The 24,915-nt window shown below is 66.5% G+C and carries 20 protein-coding genes; 2 read left to right on the forward strand and 18 right to left on the reverse strand.

What is annotated here, in order from left to right:
- Nucleotides 1-7: 7 nt before the first annotated feature.
- From tssK to D0T21_RS28665, 18 genes are all read right to left on the reverse strand, one after another.
- Nucleotides 8-1,333, reverse strand: a complete 1,326-nt coding sequence (gene tssK, locus D0T21_RS28580; RefSeq protein ID WP_116994591.1) for a type VI secretion system baseplate subunit TssK — start codon at nucleotides 1,331-1,333, stop codon at nucleotides 8-10.
- Between the two features lie 18 nt (nucleotides 1,334-1,351).
- Nucleotides 1,352-1,858: a hypothetical protein gene (locus D0T21_RS28585; RefSeq protein ID WP_116993417.1), complete on the reverse strand. Its 507-nt coding sequence runs from the start codon at nucleotides 1,856-1,858 to the stop codon at nucleotides 1,352-1,354.
- A 10-nt stretch (nucleotides 1,859-1,868) separates the two neighbouring features.
- Nucleotides 1,869-3,293: a cation:dicarboxylate symporter family transporter gene (locus D0T21_RS28590; RefSeq protein ID WP_116994592.1), complete on the reverse strand. Its 1,425-nt coding sequence runs from the start codon at nucleotides 3,291-3,293 to the stop codon at nucleotides 1,869-1,871.
- Between the two features lie 8 nt (nucleotides 3,294-3,301).
- Nucleotides 3,302-4,588 carry a dicarboxylate/amino acid:cation symporter gene (locus D0T21_RS28595; protein ID WP_229211674.1) on the reverse strand — a complete coding sequence of 429 codons (1,287 nt, stop codon included), beginning with the start codon at nucleotides 4,586-4,588 and terminating at the stop codon, nucleotides 3,302-3,304.
- A gap of 9 nt (nucleotides 4,589-4,597) precedes the next feature.
- The gene (locus D0T21_RS28600; protein ID WP_116993415.1) at nucleotides 4,598-5,506 is read right to left on the reverse strand and encodes an ABC transporter substrate-binding protein; all 909 of its coding nucleotides are present in this window, start codon (nucleotides 5,504-5,506) and stop codon (nucleotides 4,598-4,600) included.
- On the reverse strand, nucleotides 5,503-5,757 hold the full coding sequence (locus D0T21_RS28605; RefSeq protein WP_116993414.1) for a hypothetical protein: 255 nt from the start codon (nucleotides 5,755-5,757) through the stop codon (nucleotides 5,503-5,505). The genes D0T21_RS28600 and D0T21_RS28605 overlap by 4 nt, the downstream gene beginning before the upstream one ends.
- Before the next feature lie 22 nt (nucleotides 5,758-5,779).
- On the reverse strand, nucleotides 5,780-6,166 hold the full coding sequence (locus tag D0T21_RS28610; RefSeq protein ID WP_116993413.1) for a DUF4280 domain-containing protein: 387 nt from the start codon (nucleotides 6,164-6,166) through the stop codon (nucleotides 5,780-5,782).
- Entirely contained in the window at nucleotides 6,166-6,903 is a 738-nt protein-coding gene (locus D0T21_RS28615) for a toxin-antitoxin system YwqK family antitoxin (protein WP_116993412.1), read from the reverse strand. Before D0T21_RS28615 ends, D0T21_RS28610 begins: the two co-directional genes overlap by 1 nt.
- Before the next feature lies 1 nt (nucleotide 6,904).
- Entirely contained in the window at nucleotides 6,905-8,896 is a 1,992-nt protein-coding gene (locus D0T21_RS28620) for a type VI secretion system Vgr family protein (RefSeq protein ID WP_116993411.1), read from the reverse strand.
- Complete coding sequence (gene tssH, locus D0T21_RS28625) at nucleotides 8,893-11,577, reverse strand: type VI secretion system ATPase TssH (protein WP_116993446.1); 2,685 nt, start codon at nucleotides 11,575-11,577, stop codon at nucleotides 8,893-8,895. Before tssH ends, D0T21_RS28620 begins: the two co-directional genes overlap by 4 nt.
- 5 nt (nucleotides 11,578-11,582) lie before the next feature.
- Nucleotides 11,583-12,599 carry a type VI secretion system baseplate subunit TssG gene (gene tssG, locus D0T21_RS28630; protein WP_229211675.1) on the reverse strand — a complete coding sequence of 339 codons (1,017 nt, stop codon included), beginning with the start codon at nucleotides 12,597-12,599 and terminating at the stop codon, nucleotides 11,583-11,585.
- Nucleotides 12,587-14,338 carry a type VI secretion system baseplate subunit TssF gene (gene tssF, locus D0T21_RS28635; protein ID WP_116994593.1) on the reverse strand — a complete coding sequence of 584 codons (1,752 nt, stop codon included), beginning with the start codon at nucleotides 14,336-14,338 and terminating at the stop codon, nucleotides 12,587-12,589. Before tssF ends, tssG begins: the two co-directional genes overlap by 13 nt.
- Before the next feature lie 25 nt (nucleotides 14,339-14,363).
- Nucleotides 14,364-14,822, reverse strand: a complete 459-nt coding sequence (gene tssE, locus D0T21_RS28640; protein WP_116994594.1) for a type VI secretion system baseplate subunit TssE — start codon at nucleotides 14,820-14,822, stop codon at nucleotides 14,364-14,366.
- Between the two features lie 72 nt (nucleotides 14,823-14,894).
- The gene (locus D0T21_RS28645) at nucleotides 14,895-15,380 is read right to left on the reverse strand and encodes a type VI secretion system tube protein Hcp (RefSeq protein ID WP_116993407.1); all 486 of its coding nucleotides are present in this window, start codon (nucleotides 15,378-15,380) and stop codon (nucleotides 14,895-14,897) included.
- Nucleotides 15,381-15,466: 86 nt separating this feature from the next.
- Nucleotides 15,467-16,960, reverse strand: a complete 1,494-nt coding sequence (tssC, locus tag D0T21_RS28650; protein ID WP_116994595.1) for a type VI secretion system contractile sheath large subunit — start codon at nucleotides 16,958-16,960, stop codon at nucleotides 15,467-15,469.
- Nucleotides 16,961-17,009: 49 nt separating this feature from the next.
- Nucleotides 17,010-17,543 (reverse strand): type VI secretion system contractile sheath small subunit, encoded by a 534-nt coding sequence (tssB, locus tag D0T21_RS28655; protein ID WP_116993405.1) that lies wholly within the window; start codon nucleotides 17,541-17,543, stop codon nucleotides 17,010-17,012.
- A gap of 255 nt (nucleotides 17,544-17,798) precedes the next feature.
- Entirely contained in the window at nucleotides 17,799-21,839 is a 4,041-nt protein-coding gene (locus D0T21_RS32310; protein WP_199539644.1) for a hypothetical protein, read from the reverse strand.
- Nucleotides 21,840-22,478: a hypothetical protein gene (locus D0T21_RS28665; RefSeq protein WP_116993404.1), complete on the reverse strand. Its 639-nt coding sequence runs from the start codon at nucleotides 22,476-22,478 to the stop codon at nucleotides 21,840-21,842. It abuts the gene before it with no gap.
- Between the two features lie 162 nt (nucleotides 22,479-22,640).
- Here D0T21_RS28665 and D0T21_RS28670 point away from each other — a divergent pair, with 162 nt between their 5' ends.
- The gene (locus D0T21_RS28670; RefSeq protein ID WP_116993403.1) at nucleotides 22,641-24,248 is read left to right on the forward strand and encodes a transporter substrate-binding domain-containing protein; all 1,608 of its coding nucleotides are present in this window, start codon (nucleotides 22,641-22,643) and stop codon (nucleotides 24,246-24,248) included.
- Nucleotides 24,241-24,909 carry an ABC transporter permease subunit gene (locus tag D0T21_RS28675; RefSeq protein ID WP_116993402.1) on the forward strand — a complete coding sequence of 223 codons (669 nt, stop codon included), beginning with the start codon at nucleotides 24,241-24,243 and terminating at the stop codon, nucleotides 24,907-24,909. The genes D0T21_RS28670 and D0T21_RS28675 overlap by 8 nt, the downstream gene beginning before the upstream one ends.
- The last annotated feature ends 6 nt before the right edge of the window (nucleotides 24,910-24,915 follow it).

A 24,915-nucleotide genomic window follows, 5' to 3' on the forward strand; every position in this document is an offset into this window, starting at 1 on the left:
CACGGCATCATCCCTTTATGAACAACACCACTTCCTGCGGGCGCTGCGCCAGCAGGCTTTCATTGGCGTTGCTGATCAACAAAGCCTGATCGGCCACGATGAATTCGTCCGACACCTCCACGCTGAACAAGGTGTAGCCGGCGCTGGCGCGCAAGCCCAGCTCGGGCGCGGCGTCGATGCGGGTGCGCGCCGCGCCCAGCACGCGGCGGTCGGTCAGCGAAGTCCACACCGTCTGCGAGCCGACCACCGCGCCCGCCATCCATTGCGTGGCCTCGCGGTCCGGCTGGCCGCGCAGGCCGATCACCAGCCGCGTGCCGATCCAGTCGGCCTGCATCGCCAGCGAGAACGCCTGGCCGTCGTAGCCGAACACGCAGGTCTTCCATTCCTGGCTGACCTCGCCCACCAGGTCGGTCAGCGCGCTCAGCACGGCGTCGAAGGCCGGGCCGCTGTCGGCGTGGTCGTAGGCCGGCGGCATGATGGGCACGGCGCCGGGACGCAAGGTCGCCAGCGGCCCCAGCTGCGCGCACAGCGCCAGGTACAGCGGCAGCGGATGCACGACCGGGCTGCGCAGCAAGGCTTCCAGCACCGGCAGGTTCAGGATCAAACTCGACAGGCGGGCCTTCTGCTCCAGCATATTGATGCGGTCCTCGGTGCGCGACGACGGCTGCGCGGTCTGGCGCGCCAGAAACACCGCCTTGTTGCGCATGTGCGTGGCCAGCTGCTGCGCGCGCTGCAGCACGCTCGACGCGGCCGGCAGGTCCAGCAGCGCCGGCAGGTAGGCGCCGCGGTGCACGATCTCGTTGCCCTTGTTGAGCGTCATCAGCCGCAGCGCGGTGTAGGCGGCCGACGGCACCGGCCCGGCCGCCAGCGCCAGGTTGACCGCCATGCGCGGCACGTCGGCCGGCAGCGCCTGCGACACCTCGTCCTCCACCGTCGGGCTCTCGACGCCACGGAACATGGCAGGCTGGCCGGGCTGGCGCAGCGAGCGCGTGTTGCCCACCACCAGGTACACCGACAAGTCCTGCTGCGCCATCGCCTCCGCCCACGGCGCCAGGTCCAGCTCCAGCGGCAGGCCCTGCGCCAGCGCGCTGTCGTAGGTCACGGCCATGCCGTTGGGCAGGATCGCCTGCAGCTGCTGGATGCGCAGCAGGCCGGTGGTCAGCAGCGCCTCGTCGATGACGAGCTCGCGCACGCCCCAGCCGTAGGGATTGGTCGCCATCGACTGCCAGGCCAGCAACGCGTCGAGGCGCGCGCCCTCCTGCTGGAAGTGCTGTGGCGTCAGCAACATGCCTTCGTGCCACTGGATGCGATCTGAAAGTTGAGGTACGGTCATTGAGCGGCTTCCATAAACTTACTGTGCTGCGCCGGGCTTGGGCTCGGTCGCCACAAAGCCCTGCGCGTTGAGTTGCACCACATATCCCGAGGCGTTCAGCAACAGGCGGGCGCGGTGCTCGCCGGCGTTGGCATAGCCGGCAAACACCAGCGCGGCCCAGGCTTTCTGGTCGCCCCACTTTTTATCGTTCAACTTGATCGTTTGCGCCGGCACCAGCTCGTAGGGGTAGACCGTCAGCGCTTCCGGGAAGGTGCGCTGCAATTCCGCGCGCGAGGCGAACCATTTCGAGGCCGGCATGGTCAGCAGCGAATCGAGGACGGCCTGGTCCTTGACCAGCACCACGTCCACCGCCACCGCGCTGTTGCTGTTGGCGTCGTCGGCGGCGCGCAGGGTCAGCGTCTTCCAGCCGGGCGAGGCCATGCTGGGGCCGAACAGCGCGCGCGTGGCGCCGCAGCCCGCAAGCAGGCCCAGCAGCATAAACATCAGCACGCCACGGCGAGGGATCGAGGTCATCTTCAGTTGCATAAGTCAGTCTTCAAAAGGCCTTGCGCAGGCCATAGCCCACGCCGGCGCAAAACACTGTGAACAGAGCGATCAACATCAGGAACAACACGGACAGCGCTTGCTTGCGGGTGAAGACGAGCTTCAGCGTGGACGGGTGCCACACTTCGGAATCTTGCTCGTTATTAATATACAGACCATCCGCTACCAAGGCAATCAGAGCCGATGATACAAGAAAGGAAAGTAAATTCCTTGGTCCCTCGCACAACACTTCGATCAGCAGAAACACCGGCAACACGGCCTCCAGCGGCAGGCCCAGCGAGGCCACCACGAAGCCGCCGAGCAGCACCGACTTCACTCCTGCAATGCCCACCGACCACAGCGCGGCGGTCCAGGACAGCCCGCAGATCAAGGCGATCTCGGTCGCCGTCAAGCCATGGTGGTACAGGTTGGCGAGGAAGATCGCCAGCACCGCGAAGAAGGTCGCCTCGCCGGCCTTGATGAACACCGGCGCGATCGGCGAGACCAGTTCCACCATGCCGCGGCTGAAGCCCAGCCGCACGCTCATGGCCTGGATGAAGCCCGGCACCGCCGCCACCGCCACCGGCGAGAACAGGCAGACCGTGATCGGCTCGCGCAGCGCCAGCAGCACCAGCCACGGCGACTTCTTCAGCTTCCAGCAGATCAGGGCGATGGCCGCCGCGCACAGCGCGAACACGGCGACAAAGAAGGCGCCGAGGAAGCCGCCCAGCAGTATGATGGCCTCGACCCCGGCGCTGGCGGTGGCGGACGCGGCCAGCACGAAGGCGGCGGCCGGCAACAGGGTGTTGATGCGGTTCACCAGCGATTCCAGCGCGCGGTACATGCCCTCGAAAATGCCGCTGAGCTGGGCCGAGCGGTGCGGGTCCTGCACCGACACCGCGGCGCCGAAACACAGCACGCCGACCAGCACCGACGGCAGCGAGCCGTAGGCCAGCACGCCGAAGAAATTGTCCGGCACCAGCGTGCCGATGTCCCACAGTTCCGCCGGGCCGTCGCCGCTGTCGCGCAGCGCCATGGTGAATTGCGACTCCGAGCGCAGCGCCAGCTTGCCCAGCGCCGCCGTCTGCGCGTCCGTCATGCCGGCGCCGGCGCCGGCCGCGCTGGCCACCAGCACGCCCACCACCGCGCACAGCAGCATGGCCAGCAGCGCCATGGCCGCCAGCCGCGCCAGCCGCGCGCCGGAGCCCGGCTCCGACGGCAGGCGCTGCAAGCCGAAGTAGACCGCCAGGATCACGAACGGCAGCGCCGCCATCTGGATCAGCGACAGGTACAGCAGCGACAGCGCCGCCAGCAGCGCCGCGCTGCCGGGGAACAGCGTGCCGATCCAGCCGCCCAGCAGCATCGCGCCCAGCAGCGTGGCCGGATGCTGGAAGATGTCCTTCATCTGGAACATGGCGGGTTTGACGAGGGTCTGCATGATGGGCGCTAGAGCTTGACGGGTTCGGCGCAGATGCTGGCCACGGCGGCGCAGCTGCAGATCACGGTGACGGCGGTGCGCGCCATGGCGCAGATCGGATCGACCGCCATCAGCAGGATGAAGGCGGCCTCGAACGGCAAGGTCAGGTAGCTGCAGATGGTGCCCACCAGCGACACCGTCACCACGCCCGCCATGCCGGCCGAGGCAAAGCCGGACAGCACCGACACCAGCACCAGCACGCCCAGGTCCAGCACCGACATCGAGCGCCCGTACAGCGCGGCGATGAACAGGGTGCTGCAGACGAAATACGCGACCGCGCCGACCCGCAGCAGCGAGATGCTCAGCGGCACCAGCAGCTCGACCCGCGCGCGCGCGAACTGCAGCTGCTCGACCAGGCCGCTGACCATGGCCGGCATGCAGGTGGCGCTGTTGTTGGTGGCCACGCCGAGCGCGAACGGCTCGCGCATGGCCGCCATCACCACGCCGTAGGGCACGCTGGCGCGGCGGCTGATGAGCGCCATCGCCATGCCCATCAGCAGGCCCGACACCAGCAGGAACAGGATCACGAAGCCGGCCATCGCCGCGATCGGCTGCAGGCCGGTCTGCGCCACCTGGCTGGCCGCCATGCACACCAGCACGAAGGGGATCGGCAGGTTGACCCAGCGCGTCAAGGTCTGGCAGGCGTGGTAGATGGTCTCCAGCGCCTGGTGCAGGCCGCCCGAGATGCGGCTCGGCACCTGGCCGGCGGCAAAGCCGAACAGCAGCGCGAACACCAGCGCCTTGAGCGTTTCGCCATTGGCCAGCGAGGCGAAGATGTTTTGCGGGATCAGCGACTGCAGCACGTCCTTGAGGTCGGTGCGGTGCGGCGGCTTCTCCTCCTCGCGCAGCGCCATCTCGGTATTGCTGCTGTCGCCGTCGGCGCTGATGATCTTGCCCAGCGCGGCGCGGGTCTCGGCCGGCAGGTTGCCGCCCGGCCGCCCCAGCACCGAGCACAGCGTCGCCGTCACCGCCACGATCAGCGAGAAGCTGATGAACACCACCACCACCCGCTTGAAGATGCGCGCCGCGCCGCCGTCGCGGTACAGGTTTTGCAGGCTGAAGATGACCGCCGAGATCATGAACGGCAGCACGATCATCTTCAGCAGGTCGACATACACCACGCCCACCACGCCCAGGTAGCGCGACATGGACGGCCACGCCCAGCCCAGCAGCCCGCCGGCCAGCACGCAGCCGACCACGGTCCACGGGTTCAGGGCCCAATGCTGGAAGCGCTGCATGCTGGTCGGAGCGTCCACGGGGTTTCCTTATTTGAGGGCTTTGAGCACGCTGTCGGCGGTGGGCTGCACGGCCCGCTGCGCAATCAGCTCGTTGACGAAGGACAGCAAGGTCAGGTCGCGGATGCCGACCACCACGCTCAGCGGCGCCTCCAGATCGCTGAAGGTGACGGTGCGCAAGGTCAGCGCCAGGCCGGGCTCCTCGCGCATCAGTTGCACCACTTCCATTTCATCGCGGTAGACGGCGGTCACCTCGCCCTTCTTGGCCGCCTCGATCAGGTCGGGCCAGGTGGGATACCTGACCAGCTTGGCCTTGGGGAAATTGCGGCGTCCGAATTCCTCCCACGAGGAGCCGGCCAACACGCCCAGGGTGCCGGTGTAGTCGCGCACCACCTGCGGCAGCGAGCGGTCGCCGGCCAGTTGGGCGAAGCGCATGCGGTTGATCAGCATCGCATGGCCCAGCTTGATGTAGGAGATCGAGAAGTGCACCATCTGCGCGCGCTTGAGCGTGCGTCCCAGCCGGCTGACGGCGATATCGACCTTGCCCAGCGCCACCGCCTCGACCACGCTGTCGAAGGTCTTGTAGCTGCGGTCGAAGCGCAGCGTAACGCCCAGCTCGGTGGCGATCAGCTTCGCCAGGTCGATGTCGGTGCCGACCAGGTCGCCATTCTTGACGGAGAAAAAGGGTGGATTGTCCGTGGCCAGCATGGAGACCACCAGTTCGCCGTGATTGACGATGCGGGCGATGTCCGGCGCCAGCATGCGGCCATCGGCGACCCTGACCAGCGGCGAGCGGTCCGGCTCGGCGGCGCTGGCGCTGGTGCTGGCGGCTGCGGCGGCGCGCGCCTTCTGCCCGCCCTGCGCCCACGCGGCGCCGTACTGGCTCAAGCCCAGGCATAGCACGGCCAGCATCAGCGCGAGGTATCGGCGGCGGCTCATTGCGCGGCCTTTTGCGCGGCATTCACGCGTTCGGTCACGGGCGCGGCGGCCGCGGCGGCGTCGCCGGTGATCTTGCCCTTCAGCTGTTGTCGGGCGCGGTTCGCCGCGTTGTCGGCCACGGCCGGCGCGGGGCGCGCAGCCATGCTCATTCCAACCTGGTAGCCCAGGGCAAACAACAGCACCAACATCGCCACGCCGGAGAAGATGGCCAGCGCGATCAGGCGGGGAGTAAGGCTGAATCGGTATTCCATGGTGGCGGTCGCGGTGAGGGGTTCAGGGAATGGAAACGGTGGTCTGGCCCGGCGCGTTAATCGCGATCACGCCGCCCCACATGCACATCAGTTTCGACGAATTGTTCAGCGCCGGCATATTGCCGATCAGGACGGTCGGCGAACCCGGCACCCACGGCGCGGTGGTGGCCGGAATGCACGGCATCGGCGTCAGCACGCCCAACGCCGCCGCCGTGGCCGCCGCCACCATCGGGTTGGCCATCGACTGGCACATGCCGAACGGCAGGATGTTCGCCATCGGCTTGTTGTCCATGATGTTGGCGTCGGGGACGGCGGTCAGCACGGCGTTGGCCGGCAGCACCATCAACGTGCCCGGCGCCACGCCGAACGAACATTTGAGCATCGCGCCCATGCAGACCTGTTGTCCCATCAGCTCCCCCTCACCAGCTTTTGCAGCCGGTCCAGAATTGCGGGTGTGGCGGCGGCGTTGTCGGTGCGCTTGCCCTTGGGGTCGAAGCGCGCCGGCGAGCCGACCGGCTTGCCATCGCGGTAGATCACTTCTTCCATCAGCTCGCCGTCCGGCCAGTAGCGGCGCAGCGGGCCATTGAGCAGGTTGGCGCGGTAGGTGCAGGTCTGCACCACGCCGCCCTGGGCGTCGTAGTCGGTGGATTCGCCGTCCATCAGCCCGGCCTTGTAGTGCGACTTGCGCACCCGCAGGCCTTCGAAGAAAAATTCCGCCGGGCCGTGGATCTGGCCGTCGAGCATGTTCAGGCGCGCGGTCAGGTGGCCGGCCTCGTCGTAGGACAGCGACTGGCCGGCCGCCACACCGTCCACCATCATCTGCCGCGCGACGCAGCGGCCGTTGACATAGGTTTCCATCAGGCCGTGCGGCACGCCGTGCTGGAACTGCGATTGCTGCACCAGCTTGCCGTCCGGCGCGAACACCGCCATGGCGCCGTGCATCTTGCCGGATTCGAAATGGGTCTTCATCAAGGTGCGGCCCTGCGCGCTGAACTGTTCGAACGGGCCGTGCAGCACGCCGTCGCGCAGCCACGCGCGTTGCAGCACCTGGCCGCCGTCGCCCTTTGTTTCGAACAGTTGCGGCGCAAGGGGAGGCTCAAGCGCGGCGGCGAGCGGTTCTGGTGGCAGGTCGGTTTCGGTCGTCATGTCAGTTCACCTTGGCCATGGCGCCCTTGAGGGTCAGCATCGCGCCGGCCTCCACGGTCTGGGTTGCGTCGGCCTTGCTGTTGATGACGGGCGCCTTGTTGTCCATCTGTACGCCCGCCTGGTTGGTCATGTTGGTGCCGGCCTTGTTGGTCAGCTCGGTGCCGGACTGGTTGGTCAGGGCCGTGCCCGCCTTGGCCGTCAGCGCCGTGCCCGCCGTGATGCCGTAGGTGGTGCCGGATTCCTCGGTCACCGCCGCGCTGGACTTGATGCTGATGTCGCCCGTCACCGTGATGGTCAGCTTGCCGTCGATGGTCAGCGCGTAGTCGCCCGTCACCTTGTGGGTGAACTTGGCGGCGTTGGTATGCGTCTCGTCGCCGGTCACCGTGACCTCGCGCGTGCCCTTGACGTTGTGGGTCTCCTTGCCCTTCTGCACATCGACGGTGCGGTCGCCCTCTTGCAGCGTATGGATTTCCGCGCCCTTCTTCACCGTCGTGGTCAGCGCGTTTTCGATCTCGGTCAGCATGTCCTTCTGCGCGTGCATGTACAGCTCTTCGGAATCCTTCTTGTCCTCGAAGCGCAGTTCGTTGCCCGCCGCGCCCTGCTTGGACGACCAGGTGCGCATGATGGTCTGCGTCTGGTTGGCCGGCAGTTCGGCCGGCGTGGCGTTCTCGCCGTTATAGACGCAGCCCGTCACCAGCGGCCGCTCGGGATCGCCGTTGAGGTAGGTGATCACCACCTCCTGCCCCACGCGCGGCAGGAACAGCGCGCCGAAGCCCTTGCCCGCCACCGACTGCGCCACCCGCATCCAGGTCGAGCTCTTGTCGTCCTTGGCGCCGTCGCGGTCCCACGGGAACTGCACCTTGATGCGGCCGTACTTGTCGGTCCAGATTTCCTCGCCGCTGGGACCAACCACCAGCGCCGTCTCGCAACCGACCGCGCGCGGGCGGGCCGTCTGCACCGGCGGGCGGAACGGCACCGTCACCGGAAACGCCTCGAAGGAATTGGTGTACATGTCGTCGCGCGCCGTGTGGTGCACGCGGCGCAGCACGAAGGCGGCGTTGAGCGCTTCGACGAAATGCTCGGACAGCGTGAACTTGGCACCGGCGCTGAACGGATAGCAGAAGCTGTCGCCGCGCAGCACTTCGGCGTTGACCTGGCTGGCCTCCACGCGCAGCTGGGCGATCGCCGTGGCGGCGGCCGCCGCCAGGTGGCCGGTGGCGAACTCGTACACCGCGCCGCTGCCGCCGGCGGCCGAATGCGTGCCTTCCAGCGAGGTACTGGGATTGATGAAGTCGTAGTCGTTGACGGTGGCCTTCTTCACCGCGATGGTGTTCTCGTGCGCGAAGCGCGACACCGTGTCGATGGCGTTGTTCATGCCGGTGCGCGGGAAGAAGCGCACCGCCGCCGCGCCGGCGCAATCGGCAAAGTTGGACGAGGCGTCGCCCAGCACCATCGTGTGCGCGCTGCTGCTGAAGGTGAAGAAATAGAAGATGCCGGCCTGCTCCATCAACCGGCAGATGAAATCGAACGCGGTTTCGTCGTACTGCACGACGTAGTCGACCGGGTCGTAGGTCTGGGTCAGCTTGTCGTCGAAGGTGATGCTGAAATCGCCCAGCACAGCCTTGACGATGTCCGCCACCGATTTGGCCTGGTAGATCTTGCGGTCGCGCGACAGGGTCAGCAGCCACAGCATGGGCACCACCTCGGCCTCGTAGGTGGCGAAGTCCTGGTCGAAGCCGCTCTGGATGAAGCGCGACACCATGCCGGTGATGTAGCGCTTGGTGCCGCCGGTGACGTCCAGCGTCACCGTCATGGTCTTGCCGACCACGGTGGCCGCGCTCAGGCTGGTGCTGCCGGAACGCATGTGCAGGTTGAATTTGAACAGCTCCGAAATTCCTTCGCTGCCTTCGACCGCGTCCAGCAACAGGTCGTTGTCGCCGAACGGCGAGGACACCGTCAGCAGGCCGCCGGGTTGTTCGAAGCCGGTCCTCATGGCTGGCCTCGCAGCGGATGGTCGCGGAAGGCGTAGGCGAAGTGCTCATCGGCACCCACGCTCATGTGGATGGCGGTGAACGGCTTCAGCATCGACATGCGCTCCAGCACCAGCGACGACAGCAGCGGCAGCACGGTCTGCGTCAGGATGAAGTCGATGTTGCGGGCGCCGCTGTCGACCTCGGTGCAGCGGGCGGTGATCACTTCGGTCACGCGGTCGTCCCAGGTGAAGCGGGCGTTGTGGTTCTCGGCGAAGCGCGCCGCCAGCTTGGCCAGCTTGAGGTCGACGATGTTGCTGATCTGCTCGTCGCCCAGCGGGTAGTACGGCACCAGCACCAGTCGCCCCAGGAAGGCCGGACTGAACTGGCGCAGCAGGGCCGGCCGCAGCTGCTCGATGAGCTCGGTCGCATCGGGCCGCTTGCCGTTGGCGCAGGCTTGCGTGATGACGTCCTGCGCCGCGTTCGAAGTCAGCAGGATCAGGGTGTTCTTGAAGTCGATGGTGATGCCTTCGCCGTCTTCCATCGTGCCCTTGTCGAACACCTGGAAGAACAGCTCCAGCACGTCCGGATGGGCTTTTTCCATTTCGTCCAGCAGCACCACGCAGTACGGACGGCGGCGCACGGCCTCGGTCAGCACGCCGCCCTTGCCATAGCCGACGTAGCCGGGCGGCGCGCCCTTCAGGCTGGAGATCGAATGCGCCTCCTGGAACTCCGACATATTGATCGTGACCATATTGCGTTCGCCGCCATACAGCATGTCGGCCAGCGCGAACGCGGTCTCGGTCTTGCCGACGCCGCTGGGACCGACCAGCAGGAACACGCCGACCGGCTTGCTCGGATCGTCCAGCTCGGCGCGGAAAGTGCGCACGCGGCGGGCGATGGCGTCCAGCGCCTGCGGCTGGCCGACCACGCGGTCCTCCAGGCGCTCCTTCAGTTGCAGCACGGTGTGGATTTCGTCGGCCAGCATCTTGCCGACCGGGATGCCGGTCCAGCCGGAGATGACGCCAGCGACGATCTTCGAATCGACGCACACCGGCACCAGCGGCTCGTCGTCCTGGATCGCCTCCAGGCCTTTTTGCAGGCGCTGCAGCTGGTCGCCGCGCGAGATGCGTTCCTCGTCGGCCAGCGAGGCGTGGTCGTCCGCCGCGGCGGCGATTTCGCGGCGCAGCACCAGGATTTCATCGACGGCGCGGCGTTCCTCGGCCAGTTTCTCCTTCAGGCGCTCCAGGCGGGCCTGGAACAACGCCTGCTGAATCTCCATCTTGCCGATGGCGGCGGCCCGGTCCTCCCCGCGCGCGTGCTGCTGGCGGGCGATGCGCAGCTCTTCGCTGTTGAGGACGATGTCGTGTTCCAACGCCTCCAGCTGCTGCGGCGCGCCGGCCTGGCCGATGGCGACGCGGGCGCAGGCCGTGTCCAGCACGCTGATGGCCTTGTCCGGCAACTGGCGACCGGAAATGTAGCGGTGCGACAGGCGCACGGCGTCGGTCACGGCTTCGTCGAGGATCTCGACGCCATGGTGTTTTTCCAAGGTGGCGACCATGCCGCGCAACATGCCGATGGCGGCGTCGGTGGTCGGTTCTTCCACCTTGACGACCTGGAAGCGGCGCGCCAGCGCGGGATCGCGTTCGACGTATTTCTTGTACTCGGCCCAGGTGGTGGCGGCGATGGTGCGCAATTCGCCGCGCGCCAGTGCCGGCTTGAGCAGGTTGGCGGCGTCGCCCTGCCCTTCGCTGCCGCCGGCGCCGATCAGCTGGTGCGCTTCGTCGATGAACAGGATGATGGGCGTGGCCGAGGCGCGTACTTCGGCGATCACCGATTTGAGGCGGTTTTCAAATTCGCCCTTGATGCCGGCGCCCGCTTGCAGCAGCGCCAGGTCCAAGGTGCGCACCACCACATTGGCCAGCGACGGCGGCACCGCGCCGGCGGCGATGCGCTGGGCGAAGCCTTCCACCACGGCGGTCTTGCCGACGCCGGCCTCCCCGGTCAGGATGGGATTGTTCTGGCGGCGGCGCAGCAGGATGTCGATGATCTGGCGGATCTCGGCGTCGCGGCCACGGATGGGGTCGATGCGGCCGGCGCGCGCCAGCGCCGTCATGTCCACCGTGTACTGGTCCAGCGATGGCGTGGCGCCGCTCGCGCTTTGCGGCGTCGGCATCGCGCCCACCGGAGCGGCCGGAGCGATGGCCGGCGCCCCCGTGACGCCGCCATCCTCGGACGAAGCGGCCAGCAGCGACGGCAAGTCCTTCTTCAACTGGTCGCGCGGAATCTTCAGCAACTCGGGCGCGCTCTCGATCAGCATGCCGCGCAGGCTGTCCACTTCCAGCATCGCCAGCAGCACCGTGCCGGAACGCACTTGCTGGCTGCCCAGCAGCATCGAGCTCAGCAGCCACGCCTCCTGGAACAGCGGGATGAAGTGCGGCGACAAGGCCGGCGTGCGGCCGTTGCCGCGCTTGAAGCCATCCATGCTGCGCTGTAGCTGCGCCGTCACCGCGCTTTCGACGATGCCGAAGCGTTGCAGCACCACCACAAAATCCGGCGTCCGCTCTTCCAGCAAGGTGAACAGCAGATGCTCCAGCTCGACGTTGTACTGCGTCTGCTTCACGCACAGCTCGGCCGCATGCCCCATCGCCCGTTTGCATTCGGGGTTGAGCTTGGACAGCAAGGTGCGGATGTCGATTTCCATGCCGCTCAATCCTCTTCCGTCGCCAGCAGGAAGTTCGCCGGCTGGTGCCGCGCGGTCGAAGGGCCGGGACTGCACAGCCAACTGCTCAGGCCCAGGCGCGGCGGCAGTTCGCCGTTGGCGCTCAGGCGCGTTTGCGGCTGCACCGCCAGGTCCAGCCGTAGCCGCACCTGGATGTCGCGTTGCAGATGGCGCGCCACCAGCCAGCCCAGCAGGGAGTTGTTTTTTGCGCCGGACAGCAAGGCGGCGTACTGCGCCGGTTGCAGCGGCGGCGCGTCCAGCGCCATGCCCGCGCCCTGGTCCCATGCGCGCGCGCCGAGGCTGGCGCCCATGCCCAGTCGTGCCGTCATTGGCGCCGGCTTGCTCTGATCGTGCAGCCTGGCGCGGTCGCACGGCGCCAGCGCATGCCAGCCGCCGACAAACTGCTTGCCGCTGAAATGCACGCCCATGCGGTCGCGCACCACGGCCAGCAACGACACCATCGAACGCGGCGCCGCGCCCTGCAGGCCCGCGTGGCGCAGCCAGGCTTGCTGGCCGTCCGGCCCGCGCACGCCTTCGGCACGGCCCAGGCTGGACAAGGCATCCAGGCTGCGCACGATGGGCGCGTGGTTGATGCTGTCCGTGCTCAAGGCCAGGTGATGCTTGCGACGGCTGCGGTACAGGAAGCCCAGCAGGCGCTGGTTGAAAATATCCAGGAAATCCAGGCCCGACATGTCGCGCGCGCGGCGGCGTTCCATCAGCAGCTCGGTGAACGGCATCGGCAGCGGGCCTTGCGAACCGGCCAGCGTCAGCACCGGCGTCTTCAGCGTCAGCGGCGGGCCGGGCTGTTTGCTTTCATTCAGGCCGCTGACGTCGCTCGGCGCGAACGCCAGGTCGACCTGCGCCGACAGCCGCAACGCTTCATCCATGCCGACCGAGGTGCCGACGTGCGCGCGCGCAGGTTCGCTGCGCTCCAGGATGCTGATCGCCTGGAACAGATCGAAGGCATGCGGGTCGTCCCGCAATAGCGTCATCAGATCAGACATTGGCGTCCACTCATGGCAGGCCACTGCATCCACGGTTCGCCGCCGCGCGTGACGGCCAGGCGGACGAAGGAATTAGCGGAGGTGTACAAGGCAAAGAACCGCGACAGCACGCCGGCCAGCACCAGCGGCGAGGTGCCGACGAAGGCGTCGGCGTCGAACTCCAGCACGATGTCGGTGCCGCGGCAGTGGCCGCGCCAGGTGTCGGTGCCCAGGCGCGCTGTCGCCACAGAGGCCGCCATGCTCTTGACGCCGCGCACCTGCGCCTGGTCGCGTGCGCTGTCGCCTGCGAACAACATCAGCATCTGCTGCAAGGTCTGGACGCCGGTGGTGCCGTCCACCAGCGAGCGGTGGTTCAGCCTCAGCAGTGCCACCAGCGACCACAAGGCCTTGGCTTCCATCACCGGCGGCCTCTGGGCGCTGGGCTGGTACAGCGCGCGGATGTCGGTCGAGGTGGAAATGCCTTCGCCGTAGAAACGGGTGCCGGGCGCGATCTGTTCGGCCAGGCCGCGGTTGGTGCACAGCAGTTGCGCGTACACCACCGGCTCGTCCGGCGTGCTGTGGACGTCGGTGCGGTCGACAAAGCTCAGGTAGACGTCGGTGCCGGTGATGCCCTTGCGCATGCTCACCTCGCGCCGCAGCGACCAGAACACCTTGGCATCCTCGACATCGGCGGACGATTCGGCGAACACGCTGGGGATGATGGTCGGCCGTTCGGCGCGCGGGTCGGAGGCGGTGACCGACACCACCGAGTGCACTTCCATCACCGCCTCGCGCTGGTAGTCCGGCACCAGGATGTATTCGTAATGGCGGCGGTGCAGGCGGATCGGCTCGCTAGTGACGGGGAACAGGTTGACGGCCGGCACGCAGCCGAGCAGGAAGTTGTCGGCGCTCAGCTGCGACAGCACGCGCGCGCTGCGGTTGAACACGAAGCGCAGCGAGAAGCCCTCGCCCCGCCCCAGCAAGCCGCGCAGGCCGCTCAGGTCGAAGAACTGGAACTTGCGCGGGAAGGCGAAGTATTCCTGCAACAGCGCATACGCCGGATGGGCGTGCGCCGGTTGCGCCAGGATCGCTTCGTTCTCGTCGAAGCCCACTTCGCTCAGGCTGTTGGGGCCGAGGCGGTGCAGCTGGCCGCCGCCGGCCAGCAGTTCGATGCGCTCCAGGCCGCTGATCAGCAGTTCGTGCAGCGGCATCGTCGTCATCAGGTCGCCGGACAGGTGCAGGCGCAGGCGGTCCAGTTCCAGTTCGGAGACGTCGAGGCCGGTGTCGCAGCGCAGGTCGAGGCGCAGGGTGCGCGTGTCTTCCATCTTGATCGCCGCCACACTCAAAGGCCACAGCGTGGTGCCCCAGGCCACCTGGAAGCGGCAGTTCTCGCCGCTGGCGGCGGTGGTCGACAGCATGGCGCCGCGCGCCACCGGCATGCCGGCCATGACCTTGCCTTGCGAGGAGTCCAGCTTCATCTGCACCACCGTCATGGCCGGCACCGGCTGCGTCAGGCTCGGGCACAGATTGTCCAGCATGGCGCCGGCGATGGTGGGGAAATCTCGGTCGAGGTCGCGATGCACGCGGGCCGTCAGGAAGGCCACCGATTCGATCAGGCGTTCGGTGTGCGGATCGGCCGATTCGCCGCCGCTCAGCACCAGCCGCTGCGCCACCTTGGGATAGCGCGTGGCGAAGTCGGCCGACTGGGTGCGCAGATAGGACAGTTCGCGCCGGTAGTATTCCAGGATATCGTCGCTCACGGCATGGCCTCCCGCTGCCCGACCGTCATGCGGCCGCCTGTATTGCGGCTGAACGGGCATCGAGCGCGACGTCGAAATTGACCCGACACAGCTGCTGCCCCAGCAACACCACGGCGGCGATCGCGGCGCGCGCGGCGAAGGGCTTGGCCGGATCGGCGGTGACGTCCACCTTGACGTGCGACAGCCGCGGTTCGTACAGCGCCAGGCTGCGCTCCAGCACCTGCGACCAGATGAACAGGTCCTGGTCCGATTGCGGCGACAGGCCCAGCATGTCGGGCAGGCCGTAGTCGAGCACGGTGGGATCGCCTTCCAGATACGCGCGGATGGTCAGGGCATTGCGCACGTTGAACAAGCGCATCAGGTCCAGTTGCAGCGAGTGCTGCAAGCCGCCGCCATCGAGCAACCTGCCGTCCGGCGAGGCGTGCAGCACGCCGGTCAACCGGTCAAACAGGGGCACAAGCGACGCCGTGATGGCTTTAGACATAGTTTTCTATACGAGCAGCGGTCAGGATGGGACGACAGGCGGGCCCCCGTGGACGCCCGCCGCAATGCCGCATCAATCCGCTTTCATCGTCTCCAGGTTCCAGTTCCAGGTACCGGTGCCCTTCGCGGTCGAATCCGACTGCTGCTGGGTGTAGTCGCACTTAATCTTGGTGAAGCTGATCGAGAACGAGTCCGATGGAATGCCGCCGCCGCCGGAGGTGCTGATGTTCGAGATCATGGCGTTGGTCATTTCGTACGTGAAGAAATTCATGTACTTGCCGTTTTCCACGCGCCCCACGTGCAGCTTGGCGACGCCGATCTTGGTGCCCTGGGTACAGGCCTTGTACATTTCCGTGGTCGACAGGTCGGACATTTTCGAGAACGAAATCTCGGAAAATACCGGACGGCCGGAGGTACGCTCGGTGTTCGAAGCGTCCATTTGCAGCGGCATCGAGGCGCTGTGCGAATACGACAGCACGATCACCTTGTCGGCATAGCCGGTCACCATGCAGTTGCCCTTGATGGTGGTGCCCAAATCCAAAATGAGTACGTCAGACATTGCTGGCTCCAAATTTTATGGGCCCACCCGGCGCTTGCGCCGGATGGGCGGGGACATCAGTGTAGTGTGTGTAGCCTGGCCGGGCATCAACCGACGGCGGCCGGCAGTTCGGCCACCAGGCGGATCGACGTGGTCAGTTCCTCCATCTGGAAGTGCGGCTTCAGGAACACGGTGGCCGAATAGGCGCCCGGCTTGCCCGGCTTCTCGGTCACGTCGACCCGGCCTTCGGACAGCGGGAAGCGGGCCTTCTCGCCCTGCGTCGCGTTCGGGCTCAGCAGCACGTAGCCGCTCAGCCACGAGTTCAGGTAGTTCTCCACGCTCTGGCGGGTCTGGAAGCTGCCGACCTTGTCGCGCATGATGACCTTGATGTAGTGCGCGAAGCGCGAGGCCGCCAGCACGTAAGGCAGGCGCGACGACAGCGCCGCGTTGGCGTTGGCCGCATCGAGGTTGTAGAGCTTGGGCTTGTTGACGGTCTGGCCGCCGAAGAAGGCGGCAAAGTCCGAACCCTTGGAGTTGACCACGGCGATGAAGCCGAGGTCATTGAGCTCTTTCTCGCGGCGGTCGGTGATCGCCACTTCGGTCGGGCACTTGAGCACGATGTCGCCTTCGTCGGTCTTGAAGGTGTGGGCGGTCATGCCCTCGATCTTGCCGCCGCCTTCGACGCCGCGGATCGCGGTGGTCCAGCTGTGCTTGGCGTAGGCGTCGGTGATGCGCAGGCCCAGCTGGTAGGCCGAGTTGGCCCACAGGTATTTGCTGTGGTCGCGGCCGTCGACGTCTTCCTCGAAGCTGAAGCTTTCCACCGGGTTGGTCTTGGCGCCGTACGGCAGGCGCGCGGAGTAGCGCGGCAGCACCATGGCGATGTAGCGCGAGTCTTCCGATTCGCGGAAACCGCGCCACGAGGCCAGCTCGGCGCTTTCGAAGATCTTCGACATGTCGCGCGGCACGCCCAGCTCGGTGAACTCGGTCATGTCGAACAGCGACGGTGCGGCGGCCGTGATGAACGGCGCGTGCGCGGCGGCGGCCACCTTGGACAGGCGCTGCAGCAGCGCCACGTCCTGCGGATGGCGGCCAAAGTAGTAGTCGCCGATCAGCACCGAATACGGGGCGCCGCCGAAGGTGCCGTACTCTTCTTCGTAGATTTTCTTGAACAGCACACTCATGTCGTGATCGACCGCGCTCTCCAGGTCTTTCAGCAGTTCCTTCTTCGACACGTTCAGCAGCCGCAGCTTGAGGGTGGTGCTGGTTTCGGTGCCGTACACCATGTCGTGCAGGCCGCGCCAGGAGCCTTCCAGTTTCTGGAATTCCTCGTGGTGCATGATGGCGTTGAGCTGGTCGCTGAGGATGCGGTCAATCTCGGCCACGCGTTCGTTGATCATTGCGACCACGCCCTTGTCGGGGGCGGTCTTCATGCCTTCGTCCAGCACCTGCGTGGCGAACTGGCCCAGCAGTTTTTTGGCGTAGGCGTTTTGCGACGGTTCGACCGCCATCTTGCCTTCCTGGACGATGCGGTCCAGTAAGCTCAGCTCGCCGGCGGATTCCGTCGACTTGGCGCCGCCCTTGGCGGATTGACTAGTAGCCATGATTTAGCTCTCTCTTAAACGATGAGGGGAAGCACGCGTGGGCGTGCTATCAGGATGGGGTCGCTTCCGCGTCCGCCGCCGGCGCCGCGTCGGCGGCCGGTTCCTGGTCCTTGAGTGTTTTCAGCTCTTGCGTGTTCTGGACGATGTCTTCCAGCAGCGCATCGAGCTCATCGTTGCCATCGAGTTTGCCCAACAGGTCGCGCAATTGCTGGCGCACTTCCAGCAGCTTGGCCAGGCGCGGCACTTGCGTGACGATGGATTCGGGATGGAAGTGGTCGAACTCGGTGAAGTTGAGTTCCACCTTGAGATTGCCTTCGCCCTTGAGCGTGTCCGGCACGGACAGGTCCAGGCGCGGGGAGATCTTGCCCATGACTTCGTTGAAGTTGTCGCGATCGATTTCGATCAGGCGCCGGGCCTTGAGCTTGGGCAGCGGCACCAGCGGCTGGCCGGACAGATCGGCCAACAAGCCGACCACCAGGGGCAGCTCTTTTTTTTCAGTGGCGTCACCAATTTCGACGTCGTACGTGATTTGCACACGAGGGGGACGATTGCGTCCTACCCATTTTTGTAAGCTATCTGACATTCACATCCTCACATTATGGTGACTAGCGGCCGACGATACATCTATTTCAAAAACAGGCGGACTGAGCACTAAGCTACTTCTCGTGTTACCACCATTTCGCGGAGCCGCAACGTAATTGATAGGTACAAAGATTTCCGATACTCAATTGATATTAAATGTAAATTCTTTCACTCACAAGCTTTTTCAAAATTTGGCGCGTTATATTTTCGCCACGAAGTGGAGGAACATCAATGTGACAAATTCGTGACGTCGTAGTCAGCTGGCAGGCGGCGTGGTTGGCGGTGGGGGGATTGCATCCTTGAAGTTTTGTAGCGCCGCGCTCGGATCGTGGGCAGGGAGTTTGGCGGCGGCTTCTTTTGCGGCGTTGAGCTTGTCGGCCAGCGCTTTTGCTGAGCTCGCTTTGTCGGCGGCGGCTGCGGCGGCGCTGCCGGCGTCGGCGGCGGCCTTGGCTTTGGCGGCGGCCTCGGTGGCGGCGGCGGCTTTTTCGGCGGCGGCTTTGGCGATGGCGGCGGCATCGGTGGCGGCTTTGCTTGCTGCCGCTTTCTCGCGGGCGGCGGCGAGTGGGTCGAGTTCTTTTGCGGCGGCCGCAGGCGGGATAGATGGCGCTGTCATGCCGTCGGCAGTCGCTGGCATCTTGCCAGTCACGGCATCTGTGTCCGCAGGCATTGCAGCTCCGGCTTTCGGACGCGGCACCGGCGCTGCGGACGAAGGCGGTTTGGCAGGGTCGATCGTTGGTGCGGATGCCGTCGCGGTCGGAATTGCTGTGGCGGGAGCTGCTGCCGGTGCTGCAGCCGCGACATCAGCGGCTGGCACGGAATCGGGTTTGGCGGCGTCTGCTTTCGCGGCGGCGGTTGGCGCGGCAGTAGATTTCGTTGCGTCGGCCGCTGACGTTTCGGCCGTTGGCACATCGGCTGCTGGCGCGGCGGCTTTGGGCGCGTCCGCAGCAGGTGGCTCGCCTGTTGGTGCCGCGGCTTTGGGGGCATCCGCTGCTGGCATATCGCCTGTTGGCGCGGCGGCTTTGGGGGCGTCCGCTGCTGGCGTATCGCCGGCTGGTGTTTCGGACTTCGGCGCAGCTGCGGTGGAGGCTTCGGCAGATGGCGCGTCTGCGGTTGCGGGCTTGTCGTCAGTTGCTTGTTTGGCGTCGGCGGCGGTAGTGCCTGGCGCGCTGGCGGCATCTTTGTCTGCGGGCGCTTTGGCCGCCGTGCTCGCGGCCTCACCGGCCGATCCGGTTGGGGCGGCAGCGGCGGACGTCGCATCGCCTGCGGCGGTGTCGCCCTTCGCGGCATCGGCTGGCGCTGCGCCTGAAGCGGCGGTGGCGCTGGTGGCACTGGTGGCGGCGGACTTGGCGGCGTCGGGCGCGGTTGCGTCGGGCGCGGCGGTCGGGGCAGTCGGGGCGGCAGCGTCGGTGGCGCCGGCGGTCGTGGCGGCGGCGTCGGTTGCGGCAGCAGCGTCGGTTGCGGCGGCGGCTTTGGCATCGGCGTTCGCTGACGTGCCGCCGTGCTTGACCACTTCCGCATCGACTATCGACTCCGCCTTGATCGCCTCGGCGCGCGCCGCGTTGACTTGCGCTTGCACCGCCTCCACCTGCGCCACCGTCTTGTTGATGCCGGCCTGCGCCTCATCCTTCATCGCCGTCGTGCGCGATGCCGCATCGTCCGCCGCTGCGCCCACGTCCTTCTCGCTGGCGACCACCTGTGCCGCCAACGCCTGCTCCGATTCCTTGGCCGCGTTGGCCGCCTGCTCCGCCTTGTCCGCCTCCGCCTTCACATCGGCCAGCATCGCGTCGGTATCCGGCACATACGGATCGGTCGCCGTTTCCGATTCCTTCTGCGCATCGTCCAGCGAGCCGGACATGTCCGCCAATGCCGCATCGGACTCCGCCGCCACGCCCTCGGCATCCTGCTTCATGCCGTCGAACGAAGCCTGCACCTGCTCCGACACCGGGCTATCCACGATGGACTCGCCCGCACTCTGCGCGCCGGACGCCGTGTTGTCGGCCGCCGTCTGCACCTCGCTCGCGCCCTGCTTCGCCTCGTCCGCCGCCTGGCGCACGCGATCCAGCAGATCATTGGCCGACTGCTGCGCATCGCTCTTCCAGCTGTTCACTTTTCCGGCCACATCGGCGGCGCTCTGCACCTGCGATTGCACCTGGCTGAACGTGCCCGCCACGTCGTCGTAGAACTGCGCATACGGCGCGATCTGGTCGCCCACCGCCCGGATGTTCAAGCCGGAGATCGCCTGCGACGCCTGGTCCACATACGACAAGGCCTGGTCCGCCGCCTGCTTTACCTGCTGGCGCGCCGCGCCGCTCACCGAATCCACCTGGCCGCGCGCGGAGGTCAGCGTATCGGTCAGCTTCTGCAATGGCTGCATGGCCTGCTGCTTCACCGACGCCAATGCCGCGCTGAGCTTGCCCAAGCCATCCTGCGCCATCGCCGCCGCCTTGCCAACCTCCGCCTTGCCCTGCTGCAGGACGTTCTGCAACGGCGCGCCGGCGGCCTGGATCTGCGCCTCCAGCGGCTTGAAGGTACGGTCCAGCAAATCCGACAGTTCCTGCTGCAAACGCTTGACCAAGGGCTCGCATTGCAGCTTGGCCAGGCACTGCTCGGCGGCCGCGCGCACCTTGTCCAGGATTTGCTGGAGCGCCGCGCCGGCCTTGTCCAACTGCTCCTGCATCTGCGGCGGGATTTTCTCGGCGGCGTCCGACACTTGCTGCAAGGCCGCCTGCATCTGCTCCAGCAATTTCACCAGCGCGTCTATGGCCTCCTGCACTTTGGCGATGGCCTGGTCCAGCAAGGGGTTGAGGGAATCGACCAGCGTGATGGCCCGCTCCATTAGGCCGGTGGCCTGGTCACCCGCCGTCTTCACGGCCGTGCGCGCGCCCGCGATCGCCGTCTTCACGCCGGGGATCATGGCCTTGACGCCGACGAACAGCGTGCGCGCCATCATTAACGGCGGCGCCTTCATCATGTAACGGGTGCAGATTTCTATCGCGCTGGTGCACAGGCCGTCGGCCTGATCGAGCTCGCTGGAGGCGGCGTCCAGCGTGCTGTTGGCCTCGGAAACGAATACGGGAATGTTGTCCTTCACCTGCGTCAGCATGGCGATGGCGTCCGCGATCATGGTGCGCACGGGGACGAAATTCTCCGGCAACTGGCGCAGCACGGTCTTGGCGTTTTCCGCCTCGCCGTCCAGCTCGGTCATCAGTTGCAGCACCTTCTCCACCTCGGCGCGGACCGCGTCCAGCACTTCCTGCAAGGCTTGCTTGATGGCCTCCACGCGCCGCTCCAGCGCGTCCAGCGGCTCCATCGCCTTCTTCACCATGCCGTCCACCGTGGCCGCCGCCGCGGCCAGCTGGTCGATCACGGCGTCGACCTGCGCGCGCGCGGCGGCCAGCGGCTTGATCAGGATGTCGCTCAAGTGGCTCAGTTGCGACGACGCTTCATCGAACAGCGCATCGCAGTTGCTCGCTTCGTCGCCCAGCGCGCTGTTGAGCTGGTCCACCAGATCGATCTGCGCCTGCAACGGCGCCAGCAGCGCATTGCCTTTCTCGTTGAGCAGGTCGGAGATGCCGCTGATGGTTTGCGTGGCCTGCGCGGTGGCGTCCTGCATCGCCGTATCGAGATCGCCGACGTTGCCGTCCAGCGTAGCGCGCAGCGCCTTGACCTGCGCCAGGCTGTCGTTTTGCAGCTGTTCGGCGCGCGCCAGCACCGCCTGCATGGCGTCGTTGCCGGCGCCGGGACCGCCCTGCATCGTGGCCAGCTGCTGCAACTGCTTGGACAGCGGCAGCAGATCGCGCCCGTATTGCTCGACCATGACGCCGGTGCGCTTGGCCAGCTCGGCCAGCGCCTGGCCCCGCCCCGGCAAGCTGTTGAAGAAGGTCATTTGCGCGCCGAAGTCCGGCACCAGGCCGGACAGTTCCGGCAGCAAGGTGCTCATCGCTTCGACCGCGCCGTTGGCCGAATCGACCACCTTCTGCACGCCGGCCGTCTGCGCCAGCAGGCGCTGCGGAATGGCGGCGGCGTCGTTGGCCAGCTTGCGCAGGTCGCTGGCGGCCTGCTCCAACACGCCGGTGCAGCAGTCGATGATGGGCTGCGGATTGAGCAGGTCCGGGATGGCCTTCATCTGTTCCGCCACCTTCTGCATGTCCTGGTTCAGCGAGGTGGCGGTGGCCGTGACTTCGGTGGCGAAGATCTTGCCCTGGTCGACGATGGTGTCGGCCGCCTTCTGCACCGCCTTGGCGATGTTGACCGGGCATTGCGGCAGCACCTCGATGGAGTGGTCGATGACTTTCATCTACAGCACCCCCAGGGTGGAGGTGGTGCGCGAGGTGGCGTCGCTGAGCGCCGTCTTGATCGCCGCCACCTTGCTCGGCGCCGGCTCCAGCGACAGCGAGGCCGAACCCACCGTCGAGATGGTCGCGTTGACCTCGGCCAGCGCCTGGTTCAGCTCCGGCAGCACCTCGGCGCCTTCGATGCGGATGTCCTCCAGCGCCGGCAGCAGGTCGGGCACCACCGGGATGGCCGGCGCCGCGCTCAGCGCCGGCAGGGCCGACAGCGCGGCGGCCGACGTGGCCGCCGTGGACGGCGCCACCAGCCGCCCCGGCTGGGCTTGCCGGCTCAGCTCTTCCAGCACGATCACGGCGCCGCTCATCAGACGGCCGGCCAGCGCGTTCAGCCAGCCGTCGGCCCCGCCGTGGGCGCCCGCCAGCGAGGGACCGGAGCGTTGCAATATCCATTTGAGTTCGGCGCGCGCGGCCGGTTCGCCCAGCCAGAAGCGCAGGTAGGTGCAGGCGTCGTCGGACGAGGAGAAACGCCGCCGCGCCCCCGGCGTCGGCGCGCCGCTGTGCAGCAATGACTGCCCGGCCTGGCCGCCAGATTCGTAGAACGTGACGCGGCTGGAATGGCGCCATAAGCTGGCCAGGGGATGCAGCATGGATGTCTCGGGAGGACAAGTGTCGATTGACAATAACATGGGCAGCTTGATAACGCAATCGGCCGCCAGCCCCCGCCACGCCACAGTCGGCAGCGCCGTCGTTGCGCGATGAGCCTGCCTCGGGTAGCATGAACCCCGGTCTGCGGCCCAGAGAAAACGACAATGTGGAAAAGCGCTTTTTTTAAAGTACTGGGTCTCATCGGTCTGCTGCTCCTGGCGCTGACGGCGCAGGCGGCCGGCAACAGCCCGGCGCTGGACAGCATCCGCAAGAAAGGCGTGATCCGGGTCGGCGTCAAGACCGACTTCAGCCCCTTCAATTCACTCAACGCCCAGGGCGAGGTGATCGGCTTCGAGAGCGACATCGCCGCCCTGATCGCCCAGCGCCTCGGCGTGGCCCTGAAAAAAGTCAGCATCACCACCGAGAACCGGTTTCAGAAACTGGAGCTGAGCGATGTCGACATCCTGATCTCCACCGTCGGCGACACGCCGGCGCGGCGCAAGATCGCCACCGCCATCGAGCCGGGCTACAACGAGACCAGCGTCAACGTGCTGTTCAAGCCGGGCGACGCGGTCGACGCCTGGCCCAAGATACGCCACGAAACCATCTGCGCGGTGCAAGGCAGTTACTTCAACAAGCCGATGAGCGAGCGCTATCTGCTGGAGCTGCAAAACTACAAGACCGTGCGCGACGCCCAACTGGCGCTGCGCGACGGCCAGTGCTCGGGCTTCCTGTACGCGACGGCGGCGCTGGCCAACACCAGCAAGCTGCCCGAGTGGAAGGGCTACACCATGCCGCTGCCGAACGCGCTGATCACGCCGATGGCGATCTTCATCGCGCGCGATGAGCGCGGCAGTGAACTGGATCTGGCGCTGGGCAATATCCTGGCCGAGCTGCACCGCACCGGCTGGCTGCTGGAGGCCAACAATCGGTGGGGCATCGCCTCCACCTCATGGCTGACGGCGCAGAAGGCGATCTGGTCGGAGCGCGACCAGGGCGGCCTCTACAAGTGCGTGCGCAACAGCAGCGGCAACTGGATCGCCGCCTGCCGCAGCGCCGAGAATGTGTCGAGCACCGATGCGGCCGGTGTGCAAGCGGTGGGGCTGTGGATCAAGGAGCAGCTGGGCGTGGACCTGAACTTCGTCTACGACCCCTACGACCGCACCCAGTTCCTGCAAGGCGTCGGTTATACGATGCTGCTGATTACCGCCGGCGTCGGCGTCAGCCTGGCGTTGGGCGTGGCGGCCGCGGTCACGGTCGACGGCCGCGGCGGCTGGGGCACGCAGGCCATCCACGCCATCATGGCCTACGGCCGCCTGACGCCGCCGTTGCTGATGATGTACCTGATCTTCTTCGGCTTCGGCAGCTGGACCATGTACCAGTTCGGCGTCAAGTTGCCGGCGTTCGCGGTGGCGGCGTTCTGCTCCGGCTACTACACGGCGGGCATGGTGATGCGCGCCTTCCTCGAGGCCGCCGCCCATGTGCGCACCACCGAGGCCTGCTACCGGCTGCGGCTGAACCATCTGGCGCCCACCGCGCAGTATGCCAGCTGGCCGGTCAAGCAGGCGCTGATCAACCTGACCAAGCAGACCATGATCGCCTCGGCCATCGCCATCCCGGAACTGCTGAGCGCGAGCAGCCTGCTGATCGCGGAAAAGGGCAATATCTTCGTGACCATGACGGTGTTGCTGATCACCTTCTACCTGATCACCAGCCTGTGGACGCGCATCTTCAACTACGTGGAAAAAACCTGGCTGCCGACCCATGAATAACGAGACCCTGGCCTTCCTGCTGACGTGGACACCCTTCCTGCTGCAGGGCTTCCTGTGGAATATCCTGATCGCGGTGTGCGCCGTGGCGCTGGGCTCGCTGATGGGCGCCGGCCTGGCCTGGCTGCGCGTGACCCGGCACGGCCGCACCGCCGTCGTTGCCGAGCAAGTGTCGACCTTCTTTCGCGGCGTGCCGACGCTGGCGCTGATCTTTTACGCGGTGTTCGTGCTGCCGGCCGAGTTCACCTTGCCGGGCAGCGACGTCACGCTGCATATACCGCAGTGGGTCAAGGCGGTGATCGGCTTGTCGGCGGCGCCGCTGTCGTTCACCTCCGAGAGCCTGGTGGTGGCGCACCGTGCCTGGAAGCGCGGCGACATCGGCGCGGCGCTGCTGTTCATTCCCACCTGGATCAATGTGTTCCTGATTTCCTTCATCGCCTCCAGCGCTTCGTCGCTGGTGGGCGTGAGCGAACTGGTCAGCCGCTGCAACACCGTGATCGCCGCCACCGGCACCAGCGTCATGGTACCGGTGTATATTTACTGCAGTTTTTATTTTGTCATCACCTCGCTGGTGTTCACCGCGCTGATCGGCCGCTTCAAGACGTCGGCCCTGATGGCCGGCATCCATCGCAAACTAATGCAGTCCCACGCACAGATATCTTGAGGAGCG

It is taken from the genome of Duganella sp. BJB476 (assembly GCF_003416895.1).
Taxonomy (GTDB): domain Bacteria; phylum Pseudomonadota; class Gammaproteobacteria; order Burkholderiales; family Burkholderiaceae_D; genus Rugamonas.

What these genes read in the sequence shown, in the direction of transcription:
- D0T21_RS28585 (WP_116993417.1), bottom strand. Translation starts at nt 1,858, where the DNA reads ATGCAACTGAAGATGACCTCGATCCCTCGCCGTGGCGTGCTGATGTTT.
- tssE (WP_116994594.1), bottom strand. Translation starts at nt 14,822, where the DNA reads ATGTCTAAAGCCATCACGGCGTCGCTTGTGCCCCTGTTTGACCGGTTG.
- D0T21_RS28620 (WP_116993411.1), bottom strand. Translation starts at nt 8,896, where the DNA reads ATGAGGACCGGCTTCGAACAACCCGGCGGCCTGCTGACGGTGTCCTCG.
- D0T21_RS28670 (WP_116993403.1), top strand. Translation starts at nt 22,641, where the DNA reads ATGTGGAAAAGCGCTTTTTTTAAAGTACTGGGTCTCATCGGTCTGCTG.
- D0T21_RS28610 (WP_116993413.1), bottom strand. Translation starts at nt 6,166, where the DNA reads ATGGGACAACAGGTCTGCATGGGCGCGATGCTCAAATGTTCGTTCGGC.
- D0T21_RS32310 (WP_199539644.1), bottom strand. Translation starts at nt 21,839, where the DNA reads ATGAAAGTCATCGACCACTCCATCGAGGTGCTGCCGCAATGCCCGGTC.
- tssB (WP_116993405.1), bottom strand. Translation starts at nt 17,543, where the DNA reads ATGTCAGATAGCTTACAAAAATGGGTAGGACGCAATCGTCCCCCTCGT.
- D0T21_RS28645 (WP_116993407.1), bottom strand. Translation starts at nt 15,380, where the DNA reads ATGTCTGACGTACTCATTTTGGATTTGGGCACCACCATCAAGGGCAAC.
- D0T21_RS28600 (WP_116993415.1), bottom strand. Translation starts at nt 5,506, where the DNA reads ATGAGCCGCCGCCGATACCTCGCGCTGATGCTGGCCGTGCTATGCCTG.
- tssC (WP_116994595.1), bottom strand. Translation starts at nt 16,960, where the DNA reads ATGGCTACTAGTCAATCCGCCAAGGGCGGCGCCAAGTCGACGGAATCC.
- tssH (WP_116993446.1), bottom strand. Translation starts at nt 11,577, where the DNA reads ATGGAAATCGACATCCGCACCTTGCTGTCCAAGCTCAACCCCGAATGC.
- D0T21_RS28590 (WP_116994592.1), bottom strand. Translation starts at nt 3,293, where the DNA reads ATGCAGACCCTCGTCAAACCCGCCATGTTCCAGATGAAGGACATCTTC.
- tssG (WP_229211675.1), bottom strand. Translation starts at nt 12,599, where the DNA reads ATGTCTGATCTGATGACGCTATTGCGGGACGACCCGCATGCCTTCGAT.
- D0T21_RS28675 (WP_116993402.1), top strand. Translation starts at nt 24,241, where the DNA reads ATGAATAACGAGACCCTGGCCTTCCTGCTGACGTGGACACCCTTCCTG.
- D0T21_RS28605 (WP_116993414.1), bottom strand. Translation starts at nt 5,757, where the DNA reads ATGGAATACCGATTCAGCCTTACTCCCCGCCTGATCGCGCTGGCCATC.
- D0T21_RS28665 (WP_116993404.1), bottom strand. Translation starts at nt 22,478, where the DNA reads ATGCTGCATCCCCTGGCCAGCTTATGGCGCCATTCCAGCCGCGTCACG.
- D0T21_RS28615 (WP_116993412.1), bottom strand. Translation starts at nt 6,903, where the DNA reads ATGACGACCGAAACCGACCTGCCACCAGAACCGCTCGCCGCCGCGCTT.
- tssK (WP_116994591.1), bottom strand. Translation starts at nt 1,333, where the DNA reads ATGACCGTACCTCAACTTTCAGATCGCATCCAGTGGCACGAAGGCATG.